This is a genomic window from Thermus sp. NMX2.A1 (genome assembly GCF_000511705.1).
GTDB lineage: Bacteria > Deinococcota > Deinococci > Deinococcales > Thermaceae > Thermus > Thermus scotoductus.
Genome location: NZ_ATNI01000102.1, coordinates 1 through 11,097 on the forward strand (window position 1 = coordinate 1; position 11,097 = coordinate 11,097).

9 protein-coding genes and 2 CRISPR repeat arrays are annotated in these 11,097 nt (G+C 62.6%); all 9 genes read right to left on the reverse strand.

Annotated elements, in window-relative coordinates; translation table 11 throughout:
* Positions 1–34 precede the first annotated feature (34 nt).
* Positions 35–492: direct repeats of the CRISPR family, unit length 28 nt; unit sequence GGGCCATCCCCACGCGTGTGGGGACTAC.
* 70 nt (positions 493–562) lie between these two features.
* Positions 563–907: a type I-E CRISPR-associated endoribonuclease Cas2e gene (cas2e, locus tag TNMX_RS10940; RefSeq protein ID WP_015717141.1), complete on the reverse strand. Its 345-nt coding sequence runs from the start codon at positions 905–907 to the stop codon at positions 563–565.
* Positions 861–1,835, reverse strand: a complete 975-nt coding sequence (gene cas1e, locus TNMX_RS10945; RefSeq protein ID WP_038032208.1) for a type I-E CRISPR-associated endonuclease Cas1e — start codon at positions 1,833–1,835, stop codon at positions 861–863. Before cas1e ends, cas2e begins: the two co-directional genes overlap by 47 nt.
* A 7-nt stretch (positions 1,836–1,842) precedes the next feature.
* Entirely contained in the window at positions 1,843–2,460 is a 618-nt protein-coding gene (gene cas6e / locus TNMX_RS10950; protein WP_019551461.1) for a type I-E CRISPR-associated protein Cas6/Cse3/CasE, read from the reverse strand.
* Positions 2,450–3,124 (reverse strand): type I-E CRISPR-associated protein Cas5/CasD, encoded by a 675-nt coding sequence (gene cas5e / locus TNMX_RS10955; RefSeq protein WP_015717144.1) that lies wholly within the window; start codon positions 3,122–3,124, stop codon positions 2,450–2,452. Before cas5e ends, cas6e begins: the two co-directional genes overlap by 11 nt.
* Position 3,125: 1 nt before the next feature.
* Positions 3,126–4,250 carry a type I-E CRISPR-associated protein Cas7/Cse4/CasC gene (gene cas7e / locus TNMX_RS10960; protein ID WP_038032210.1) on the reverse strand — a complete coding sequence of 375 codons (1,125 nt, stop codon included), beginning with the start codon at positions 4,248–4,250 and terminating at the stop codon, positions 3,126–3,128.
* A 15-nt stretch (positions 4,251–4,265) separates the two neighbouring features.
* Complete coding sequence (gene casB, locus TNMX_RS10965) at positions 4,266–4,781, reverse strand: type I-E CRISPR-associated protein Cse2/CasB (RefSeq protein ID WP_038032212.1); 516 nt, start codon at positions 4,779–4,781, stop codon at positions 4,266–4,268.
* Entirely contained in the window at positions 4,778–6,232 is a 1,455-nt protein-coding gene (gene casA / locus TNMX_RS10970; protein WP_038032214.1) for a type I-E CRISPR-associated protein Cse1/CasA, read from the reverse strand. Before casA ends, casB begins: the two co-directional genes overlap by 4 nt.
* Before the next feature lie 429 nt (positions 6,233–6,661).
* Positions 6,662–9,445, reverse strand: coding sequence for a CRISPR-associated helicase/endonuclease Cas3 (locus TNMX_RS10980; protein ID WP_038032220.1), 2,784 nt, complete (start codon positions 9,443–9,445; stop codon positions 6,662–6,664).
* A gap of 9 nt (positions 9,446–9,454) precedes the next feature.
* The gene (locus TNMX_RS10985; RefSeq protein ID WP_015717149.1) at positions 9,455–10,423 is read right to left on the reverse strand and encodes a YafY family protein; all 969 of its coding nucleotides are present in this window, start codon (positions 10,421–10,423) and stop codon (positions 9,455–9,457) included.
* A 217-nt stretch (positions 10,424–10,640) separates the two neighbouring features.
* A CRISPR array of direct repeats spans positions 10,641–11,095; the repeat unit is 29 nt; unit sequence GTAGTCCCCACGCATGTGGGGATGGCCCG.
* Positions 11,096–11,097 lie beyond the last annotated feature (2 nt).

Sequence of the window (11,097 nt, forward strand, 5' to 3'; positions counted from 1 at the left end):
CGAGTACAGCCGCCCCAGCTACACCCTGAGCATCGGGCCATCCCCACGCGTGTGGGGACTACGGAGGGCACCGGGGTCTGGGACGTGCAGGCGAGGGCCATCCCCACGCGTGTGGGGACTACGCTGGGGAAAGCGCCCAGCGCATCGCTAAGCTCGGGCCATCCCCACGCGTGTGGGGACTACGGTGATGCTGGTGGTGTGCGGGGCGAGCATCAGGACGGGCCATCCCCACGCGTGTGGGGACTACGGGGGGGCGGACCTGCGGACCATCTTGGAGGACGGGCCATCCCCACGCGTGTGGGGACTACTGTATCGGCCCCTGGAAGGCTGTATCGGCCCCTGGGCCATCCCCACGCGTGTGGGGACTACGGAGGTCACCTTTGACGCCAAGGGGGAGCTCCTTGGGCCATCCCCACGCGTGTGGGGACTACTTCTCCACCTCGTCCCCCACGGCCTTGAGCACCGGGCCATCCCCACGCGTGTGGGGACTACACATGATCCAGACGGCAAAAACCCCCGCTGACCCCCCTCTATGTGTATATAAAGGGAGCCAGTCTAAGGATTAACTGTCAAGATCCCCGCGTGCGAACCGGGCTATGCCATTTAACTTATCCGCCTTTCGCATAGCCTCGGCGTTGCGCACCGCTACCAGCACTATACCATCAAAATCCCTGAGGACCCGGTCCTGATACCCGTGCAGCCGGAGGGCGAAGCCCTGCTCGTTATTCGTGCGCCAGGCCATGGCGCAGCGGCCCTCACCCGCTTTTTCCACCACCTTCTCCCACAAGAGTTCCCGCACCGCAGCGCTCACCCGGCCCACGAAAACCCCAGTATCCACCTCCACCAGCCACCGAGTAAGCTCACCCCTCAGGCTCCTCGGCACCCTCTCCAGGATCATCACCACCATAGGCCACCCCACCCTCCACCACTCCCTCCGGGTCCCACAGGCCACCCGGACGGGTCGGGTCCTCCTCGTCCACCTCTTCCTCTGGCAGGCCCAAGCCTGCGAAAAGGTCGAGGAGATCCTCCACCATCCGTTCAAGGAGCCTCGCCTCGAGGATCGCCTCCCTGAGCTTTTGCCGCACGCGCCGCTCCACCTGATGGTCCCCTTCGGCAACCGTTAGAAAGGCGGCTGGGACCAAAACCTCGGTCTTGTAGAGATCAGCTACGTCGTACACGAAAGAGAGAAGCTTGCCCGTATGGATGAAGCCCAGGGCGGGGCTGAAGCCGCTGGAAACAATGGCGGCATGGGCAAGGCCATAAAGATACGCAGCCCCAGAGGAAAGGGCACGGTTTACGGGATCCGAGGCCGCCCAGTTGCGGCGATCGTAACTGCGCCCTTGCCAGGGAACCCCGGTTTCCCGGCTCCAGCGGGTGTACGCGGCCCGCACCCGCACCCCTTCGAGGCCCCGCACCTGCTCCAGGCTGAAGTCCCTGGGCAAGGGTTCCTGAAAGCGCTTTTGGTAGAGGCGGAAAACCACCTCCAGGTGGAGCTTGGGGTCTGCCCAAGCCCGAGCCTGCCTTTGAAGCCTGAGGGCGCTTCTCATATCCCCTAGACCCTGGGCATAAAAGCGGGCCAGCCCCTCCCCCACCCAGGCCACGGTGCATCCGTTTGCGGCCAACGTTCTTATGGCCGCATGGGTAATACGGGTCCCTGGCCCCAAAAAGAGCACCCCCAAGGCCGCCACCGGTACCAAGGTGAGCCCCTGCTGGTCATAGATGCCGATTCCCTGGGCTTCCTGCTCAATGAAGGCGTGCTCCACGTAGAGGTAGGTAAGGCCATCGCGAAACTTCGGAAGCTCCTTCAGGTTGCGGGCACTCGGTACCGGTGGCATCTTCCCTTTAAGGGTGCAGGGAAAGGAGGCCGAGCCCCAAGGCTTTGCCAGGGCCAATCCCCCGTTTCAGAGTCTCCAGGGCCTTGGCGGGGTCCACCACCACGAGGACCCCTTCAAACAGCACGGCCTGAACCTGAATCAGGTGGCCTGCCTTAGGTATCTCCAAGAAGGTATCCTGGCGAATGGCGGCCAGGTACTGGCCTCCTTCCTCCCTCAAGCGAAACCCTCCTTTCTTAAACTTTCGGACCAGCCAGACCAGCTTTTCCTCCCGGGTTTTGAGGGCTATACGCTCTCCCCTGTCCCGGGCCCGCTTGCTGGGATTGGCCCTCAGGCGAAAGCGTAGGATCTGGCCCTCCCGCAGAGCGGGTTGGAAGGGCTTGGGCGGATACACCTCGGCATAACCCTTCTCCAGGGCATCCCAGTCCGGTAGGGTTAGGGTCTGGACCAGGACCACCGGCGGTTCCGTACCCCGGGTGGGTTCTAGGCGCCAAAGAAGCCGCTCTTTCCCCTCCTTCAAGGCCTGGGATACCGCCCGGGACAGGGTGCGGTGCATCTCGTAGGGACTGGCCAGGTCCCTCCGGACGGCCTTGGAGCGCAGGTCCAGCTTGAGCTTGCTAATCCACATGGTCCTCTCCCAGGGAATCCTCCCCCTTCACCTGGATCTGGTCCTTAGAAAGCACCTCCTCCCGAACGTAGCGGGCTCCAAACCGGCGCTGGGCAAAGGGCGCTATGGGCTGGTCGTAGACCAGACGCCCCGCCTGGGCCTCGAGGACCAGGAGGAGGTCTTCTTTGGGCTTCTCGCGCAGGAGATAGGGGTAGTTCCGCAAGGCCACTTCCAGGGGTTCTTCCCTAACACCATCCGCCAGGTAAACGGGGGGGCTTGGCACGTAGCCCTTCCGGCCCAGGTACAGCACATAGCGGGGGTTCAAAAGGGCCTGGTGGGCCTCCTCGAGAAGGAAAGCAGGGCCCTCGAGGCCCACCAGGAAAGCGGCATCGGAAAGGTAGTGGCGCCAGCTCTGCACGTTAACCTTCGCCTTAAGGCTGGCGGCGATGATCTCCTGGGCCGTCTGGTAGTCCACCCGCAGCACTCCCTTCCGGTCCACCCGCACCCCCATGCGCAGGGCGGCCAGGTCGGAGATGTCCTCTTCCCGGTCCCGCCCCAGGGCCGCTGCCAGAAGGCCCAGGACCCCGCTTTTGGTGGGGTAGGGCCAGGTGTCCCGGTGGTCAAAGCGGCTCCGGGTACCCCAGGATTGCATGGGGCCTTGAAGCCGCAACAGGAGCGTGGGCATACTAACCTCCCAAGGCCAAGAGCTCCCGAAGGGCCTTCTCCGCTTCCTGTTTCAACGATCCCAACCTCTCCACCACGGGAAGGTTCACCACCTCCGCCTCGGTGAGGTTTAAAGCACCCTTCCACTCGGGCTCTAAGGGGCCATAGGCCCGGTCAAACTTGTTCCACTCCTGCACCAGGGCCTCCACGGAAAGGGCGGAGAGGGCCTTGCCGTCCTTAGACCAGACAGGCCGCTCAAAGGCCGTGGCCAGGTTGCGGGGCAGGCCTACCCCAGCCCTAAAGGCCAGGAACAGGGGCGGGTTGTGGGCGGCAAAGCTATTCTGCTTGCCCGAAGGGAGGGTCAGTGCAAACGCCTCGAGGAACACCAGGGCGCCCCTCAGGGCCAGCTTTACATCCCCTTGCAAGTTGGCCGCCAGCTGGTCCAGGTTCACCACCGCGTACCGGTACATGGTGGCGGAATAAAACTCCACGTCCTCCATCATCCCTACCCCGGTGTCCTCTTTGGGATTCAGGTCATCCACGGCGGTGTAGAAGTCGAACTCCCGGTCCACCTTGTGGGTGGAAAGGGCGTGGGCCACCTGCGCCGCGGCATCCACCCCGAGCTCAGGCCGGTCCGCCAGCATACGGCCGAAGAGGGCCAGATCCACCGCCTTGCCCCCGTCCAGGACCCTTTCCAGGGCCTTCTTGAGGTCCGCATCCACCTCCGCACCCTTCTTGCCCTTGGCGGGACCGGCGCTAAGCTTTTCCAGGTTATTCCGTATCAACTCTGCCAGCCTGGAAAGCTCGTAGTTCCCCAGGAAGAGGAGGTATTCGGTCCTTCCCTCCTTAACGCCAAAACCCAGGGCGTTGAGGGCGTTTTCTACCGCCAGGCGAGCCTGATCCTCGGGAATATCCGAAAGCTTACCCAAAAGGGCGTCCATCAAGCGCCGGGTGCGCACGGCCCGCTCCTCCTCGGAAAGCAAGGGCCAGTCCTTGAAGGCCACCCGCACCGCCCTCTTCTGAGCCTGGCTGGAGATGCGGGCCCGCCGGTACCCACCAAACAGGGCATCCTTGGGGCTTCCCATGTCGTCCCGGTTCAGGTTGCTAGGGGCCACCGTCTGAATCACGTGCACTTCCAAAAGCTTCATGTTCTCACCTCCCCATCACGAGCCTTGGCCTTCCGCCAAAGCTTCCTGACCAAACTCCTGAGCGCCGTAAAACTCCCTAGCCCAGCGGGCCTGCACCCTTCTCTTGGGGTCAAACCAACGAAGCAGGTCCTCGAGGAGCTGGGCAAAGTCCAAAGCCTCCTTCACCAGGCCTACCGCTTGCCTAAGGCGGTGGGCGATCTGGTCCCGATCCGCGTCTAACAGGGCCAGGAACCGCTTTTCCAAGCTGTCGGACTGCCGAGTCTGCCGGGCCTTCCAAAGGGCTCGGGCCAGGGTGCGTCCCTCCTGGTGCTCTCCGTCCTTCAGGGCGAAGAGGCCAGCCACCAGGTAATAGGCTTCCCGCCGCCAGCCGTCATCGCCCAAGTTTTGGAGGAGAGGCTCCACGTAAGGCATAGCCGGTGGATACCCCCCAGGGTCAAAGGCCAGGCTCCGCCTCAGGACTGCCTGGGCCGGTGTCCACCCCTGGCGAGACTTCAGCTCGCTTAGCCATTCCACGAACCTCTTACCGCTCACCCTTTCACCTCCTCTTTCATTCCAGCCAGCAGGCCACGGAAAGCCCGCTCCGCCTCCGCCAGGGCCTTGAGGTGCCGGGCCTCCGTGCCCACGAAGCGGCGGGTTTCTTCCCAGGCACCTCGAGCGGCCTTCTGGATGCGCTCCCGCCAAAGGTCCAACGCCCCTTGTTCAGGCAAACGACCTAAGAAGTCGGGGAAGTCCAAGTCCAGCTGAGCCCAGTAAAGGGAAAGAAGAGGCAGGGAGTTGGCAAAGTTTTGCAGCTCGGAAGCATCCCGGTTCCCGAGAACCCCTTGGGCCACGCGCCAGGCCACCTGCCTAAGGCCCCTGGCCACTTCCTCCGCCACCTTCAGGCCCCTATCGAGAAGACCCTCGCCCTTCGGGGTAAGCAGGTCCTTGGGAATGGGATAAACCTCCCGACGGATGTCCAGGATTTTTGCCTGGTCCGACACCTGGCCGAGGACGCGGAGAGTGAAGGAAACACCCTCCTCCTCCAGCTCTCCCGCATGCACCAAGACCGCCGGCCAGGTGCCGCCTGCAGCGGGTAGCATGGCCCCGAAATCCCGCCAGAAGCTCTTTTCCATGCTCAAACGCAGGGGAAGGATGCTTCCCTTTTTGTCCTGGCGGTAGGCCACCATGGGATCTCGCCAGGCCACCTCCTGGGGTTCCACCCCGGGGCCATAATCCATCCACCTTACCCCCTGGCCCTCGTCCACCAAACGAACCCCCCGGCTGGGCCAGACGTACACCAAGCTCACCCCGCTCAGGGACCACTTGGTGGCGTGTTTCTCCACGTCCTTCACCCTAAGGGGTTCCCGTTCCCAGACGGGCATGCCGGGATCGCCCTGGGGTACCAGGTTCAGCACCAGGGTTTCGAACAGATTCGCCCCCATGACCAGGAAGGCCGCCGGGCGGGCCAGGGGTGCGTCTTTGGCCGATGTGACCCCAAGCCTTCGCAAAAGCCCTCCCGGAGCGAAACTTTGGTGCACCACCAGGGCCCGGGCTGCCTCGGCGTAGGAAGCCAGAGGAGGGTTCTCGTCCACGGTGTGATCGAAGAGGGTGGGGTTATTGCCGTTGGCCAGCTGGGGGAGGAGTTTGCTCCAGGGGAGGAGGTCCTCCTGGGGAAGGTCGGGGATCTGCAAAAAGGGGGCGGTGTCGTGGAAAAGGTAAAAACGATCCCAATACTTGTCCAGGTACCCCTCGAGGCTACCCCGGTCAAACTCTCCCCTATCCAAAAGGTCCAGAGCATCATACTTTCCCTTCACGGGGGGCAGGGCCCGGTAGAGCACCGCCAGGAGCAGGCGGTGCAGGGCCGCCTCCTCGAGGGGGAAGGGAGTTTCAATGCGGGTTATGGTGTGGGCGTTGACGAGCGCTTCCCTTACCCCTACCTCTTCAACTTTGTCGTTCCTGAGTACAGGTATCCATGGTTCCAGAAGCAAGTTAAACTTACTCATCTCCTCTCCCCTCCTTCTCAGGCTAGGTCCCCCTCGCGACATCCGCTGTCGGAATCAAGTTCGGAGTCCAAATCACCCGTTGACAGAATGCACCAACGCTCGCGTTCTTTCTGCCATAAGGCCTCGTAGAAGATCCCCCTTCCCTCTTCAATGCTGTCCTCTAGCAAATGGCGAACTTCACAATCCCTACAGGAACGCACATGGAGCTGTATGAACTTCATCATGGCATCTAAGGCAGCTTCCATACTCTCCTGGGCAATGAGGGTTCGGGCAATCCAAGCTCCCATCCTTCCCAAAGGGTAGCTTAATCGCCTCCGCTTGTCAAGTGTTTAGCTTTAAGCACCGGCTCACCCCAAAAACAAAAACCCCACAAACGTGGGGACTCGCTAACTCAAAAGCGAAACACGGGCCATCCCCGAACTCAGGGGACTAAACATCAACATACACCACCCCAAGCTCCTCGTCCACCACAACCTTCAAAACCGAGTCCTCCCTAGCAAACACCCTCTCCACCTCTAACGGCCTGAGTCCTCGCAAGAGGCCGCTTTTCGCCCAGGCCGATGGAGGCTTTTCCCCCAAGAGCGTCTGGGGAATCGGAAACCTGGAAAGCCGCACCGCCTGGCTCCAGAGTGCCAGGACATCCTCCTTCCCCAGGTCACCCTTCATCTTGGCTGGCCGACGGCCATCGGCATCTAGGAACCACTCCTCTCCCCTTCGGTAAAGGGGCACCACGGAAACCGAGGGTTCCCCCAGGCGGGTGAGGAAGCGCTGGGTACTGGCGTTTTCCTCCTCATCGTCCAGACGGAAGTCCGATGCCAGCGCTGAAGCATCCAGCTGGGAAAGAAGCCTATCCAGCTCGGCCAAGGAAAGGTTTCCCGCCATGCTGGCGTCTTTTTGCAGCCTGTCTATCAGATTCTGGTAACTCTTCCTCGCCCTATCCCTCAAGCTGTCGGGGAACCCCTCTGGCAGGCGCTCGTAGACCTCCTCCAAGAGGCCCTCGAGGTCTGCAGGAACCTTTACCGTTTCCCTTCCCTGAAGGGCAAGCCAGGTGGATAGGAGCACATAGTCCTCGTAAACCCTGTTCCAGTGAAGCTCCCGGCCAAACTCGGGCTCGTCCGTGAGCCCGCCTACCAGAAGCACCGGGGTCTGGTGGCCCTCGGGCCGCTTCCGAGTATGCCGGTGGAGCCGTCCAGCCCGCTGGAAAAGGAGGTCAACGGGCGCCAGGTCCGAGTAGAGGAGATCAAAGTCCAGGTCCAGGCTCTGTTCCGCCACCTGGGTGGCCACCAGGATGGCCTTCTCTGGCCGGGGCCCGTGCTTGCCGAAAAGGGCCAGGGTTACCGCTTCCCTCAAGGCCCGCTCCTCGGCGGGAAAACGGGCGTGCAGGAGGAAGACCAAAGTTCCATCCTTTAGGCGCTTGCCCACCACCCACCGGCCCTTCTCCTCTCGGATCTCCCAAAGGCCAGGCCAGGCACCCTGGTTGGGCCCGGCCCCGAAGGAGTCCAGAAGCTCATCCAGCGTAAGCCGCTCCCCCTCGCCCAAGGCCTGGTAGAGGGCTTGCGCCCGATCCACCGTGTTCACAATGGCCCCGAGGGCACCGGGTAGCTGCTCTTTCAGGGCTTCAGCCACCTGGGAAACCTCCGTGGGAGCCCCTTGGAGGTGCAAGGTCTTCTCCTCTAAGGGCACGTGGCGGGCACCCAGCAACCCACCCCCGGAAAAAGCGGCCACCCTAGGGTACGGAGGAAGCTCCACCCCTCCCACTCCCCAGGCGGAAAGCAGCTCCTCCCGCTTCTTCTTGGGAAGGGTGGCCGTCATCAGGATCACGCTGGAACCCAGGGCCCTAAGCCAGAGCAAAAGGGACTTCAGGAGGCCGGAGGTGTACGTGTCGTAGGCGTGCACCTCGTCTAGCACCACCACGCGGTTCATCAGGCCCCACAGACGAATGAAGTGGTGCTTCACCTTTAGGACGCCAAGGAGCGCCTGGTCTAAGGTTCCCACCCCATGCCCCGCCAACATAGCCCGCTTCTTGGCGGAAAACCAGGTGGAAGCGGCCACACCACCGGATTCCTGGCCTGGATTCCGCTCCAGCTCGATGTCGTACACCTCCATGGGCCTGGCCCGCTCCAAGAGCTCGGCGTACTGGGGGTTCAAGAGCGCCGCCCCATGCTGAAGCTGGAGCTCCCACCGCTCCCCTCCCGAAAGCCGCTCCAGGAACTCCCTGATCCTGTTAAAGAGGCCGTTGGCCGTGGCCTGGGTGGGCAGGGCCACGTAAAGGCCCCGGTGATCCAAGCGTTCCCTCAAGAGGTGCGAAGCGTAAAGGGCGGCCTCGGTCTTCCCCAAACCCATGGGGGCCTCCACCAAGAGGAGAACCGAATCCCCAGGGGTTTTCTCCAAAAGCTCCGGGACGCTGGACTGAAGGGGGTTGGGCGAAAAGGGGAAGAGTTCCTCAAAGCGCCTCACCCCCCTTGGGCTGACCCTGGGCCAGGGGAGGTCCTCGAGGGCCTTGCGGGCCAGTTCCAGGGCGTCCTGCCAGTACTCCAATGCCTCGGGATCCCTGCCGTAGGGGAAGAACCGGGGGTCGGAGGCAATCCAGTCGGCAAAGGAGGCCAGGGCCATGACCCGCAGAATGGCAGGTGCCTCCGCATCTTCCACTGGGAGCACCAAAGGCAAATTCAGGCCCAAGGACTGGGCCAGCCTCAGGGCCAAATGATCCCTAACCTCTTGCCACGTTGAAGCTTCGGACTTCACATGAAGACGGGCGGTTTTGAGTTCCTCGCCCTGCGCCAGGAATCCATGGTGGGCCCCTAAACCCTTGGCCAGCGGGTCCGCCAGTCGCAAGGGGAGCCCGTGCCTTTTCAAGACGTCCTTTACATACAGCTCCGTAAAGACCCCATGCGCAACCCACTGCTCCCGAACCAGCTCCTCGTCCCAGGTGAGGCCCGCATCCCACACCCGCTTAGCCCCCTCATCCCAGGCGGCCTGAAAAACCGGGCTGGCCTTGCCCAGATCGTGAAGCCCTGCCAGAAAGGCCACCCAAGGCAACGCCTCTTTCTCGCCCAGGTTCCAGTCTGTGGCATAGAGCTTTCGAGTGCGCCCGGGCTCCCTTTCCAGGATGGCCCAGGCCACCGCCGCGGTGTCCAGCATGTGAGCCAGCAAGGGGTGAAAGGGGTCCCCGCTTTTGGCCCAAAGTGTTAAGGCTTGGGTTTGCACCTCCATGTTCCCACCCTATCCCCTTATCCCGACAGACTCTGTCGCCTTGGCCAAAACCTGACGGGCCTCTTCCAGCCACAGGCTGCGGAGTTCAGGAGGCGAGAGCACCTCCACCCGAGGCCCAAAGCTTTGAACCCAGGAAAGCACCTCCCAGGGCACCCCACCCTTGAACGGGACCGCCTTGAGACGAGCCAAAAGGCTCCCGTCGGGAAGCTCCTTATCCACCGTAAGACCGGGATAATCCCCCTCGAGGGCCCGCCAGGCTGCCTCTGGAGCAAAGCGGAGGCGGACTTCCACGGTTTCCTCCCGGGCCCCCACCACCCCCCAGGCCTGGCGCAGGTAGACGTTGGGGTCAAAGTCCTCTGGAAACTCGTAGGTCTCCTCCAAAAGGCGGGCGTTGCGCATGCGGTTTAGTTTGAAGGTAAGAATCTGGCGGTGGTATGTGCGCTCGTACCCGATGGCGTAAAGGCCCAGGTTGGTGCGGTTGGCCTCGAGGAAGTACACCAAGACCTCCTTGGGGCGCCAGTTTTTGGAACCACCCGAGCGGTACTCAAAAGCCAGAACCCTGCGCTCCAAAAGCGCCCGGGCCACCATTTCCAGGGTGCGGGAATCTCCCCGGCGTTCCTCTAGCCCCTGGGTGCTTTTCAAAAGCAAGGACCTCAAAGGCTCGGGAAGCATTTTGGCCAGCTTCTCCAAGGCGTTCTCATACTGGCGGGTCGGGGCCTGATGATATAAGAGCCTCCCGGCAGCGAAAAGGGCTAGGGCCTCCACCGGATGCAAGGTGGGAGGTCGGTCCGGAATGCGGTAAAGGCCGCGGCCAAGCTGCTCTATCCTGTAACCGGCATGGGACAGGGCCTCGAGGTCCCGCTCCACGGTGCGCACGCTCACACCGTAAAGCTGGGCCAGTTCGGAAACCCGGTGCGGGCGAAGGCTAAGGCGCTCCACCAGGGACAAAAACCGTTCCGCCTTGGACTTCGGGTCCATAGTTGGAAGCATTATAGCCTAAGTTCCGCTATACTGGGGTTACCTGCCCTATCCCTAGCTAGACGTTCAGGGCACCTTGGGGCAGGGGGGGTTCTTGACAAAACATCCCTCGCTTCTCACGGGGTTCGAGGCTTTAAACGGGCCTATTGTCTGGAATAGCCCCCTTTACAGACACATAGAGGGGGGTCAGCGGGGGTTTTTGCCGTCTAGGTCATGTGTAGTCCCCACGCATGTGGGGATGGCCCGCCCCTGGCCTCCGCCCGGTCCTGGCAGGCCTCGTAGTCCCCACGCATGTGGGGATGGCCCGTCTAGGCCGCCATGGGCCGAAGCTTTGCGCAGGTAGTCCCCACGCATGTGGGGATGGCCCGTCCACCATCGCCCACCACCATAGAAGGCAAAAGTAGTCCCCACGCATGTGGGGATGGCCCGTCGCCCACAGGGGCGTAATCCTGGGTCACCCGTAGTCCCCACGCATGTGGGGATGGCCCGCGCTTTGGGGATTGCGTTGGATCAGGCAAAACGTAGTCCCCACGCATGTGGGGATGGCCCTAGGGGACGGCCTCCGGGTGGTGCGCGGCCTCGTAGTCCCCACGCATGTGGGGATGGCCCGGGGAACGCCGACGGCGTTCTTGAGCTTGCGGAGGTAGTCCCCACGCATGTGGGGATGGCCCGGG

What these genes read in the sequence shown, in the direction of transcription:
- cas2e (WP_015717141.1), bottom strand. Translation starts at nt 907, where the DNA reads ATGGTGGTGATGATCCTGGAGAGGGTGCCGAGGAGCCTGAGGGGTGAG.
- cas1e (WP_038032208.1), bottom strand. Translation starts at nt 1,835, where the DNA reads ATGCCACCGGTACCGAGTGCCCGCAACCTGAAGGAGCTTCCGAAGTTT.
- cas6e (WP_019551461.1), bottom strand. Translation starts at nt 2,460, where the DNA reads ATGTGGATTAGCAAGCTCAAGCTGGACCTGCGCTCCAAGGCCGTCCGG.
- cas5e (WP_015717144.1), bottom strand. Translation starts at nt 3,124, where the DNA reads ATGCCCACGCTCCTGTTGCGGCTTCAAGGCCCCATGCAATCCTGGGGT.
- cas7e (WP_038032210.1), bottom strand. Translation starts at nt 4,250, where the DNA reads ATGAAGCTTTTGGAAGTGCACGTGATTCAGACGGTGGCCCCTAGCAAC.
- casA (WP_038032214.1), bottom strand. Translation starts at nt 6,232, where the DNA reads ATGAGTAAGTTTAACTTGCTTCTGGAACCATGGATACCTGTACTCAGG.
- TNMX_RS10980 (WP_038032220.1), bottom strand. Translation starts at nt 9,445, where the DNA reads ATGGAGGTGCAAACCCAAGCCTTAACACTTTGGGCCAAAAGCGGGGAC.
- TNMX_RS10985 (WP_015717149.1), bottom strand. Translation starts at nt 10,423, where the DNA reads ATGGACCCGAAGTCCAAGGCGGAACGGTTTTTGTCCCTGGTGGAGCGC.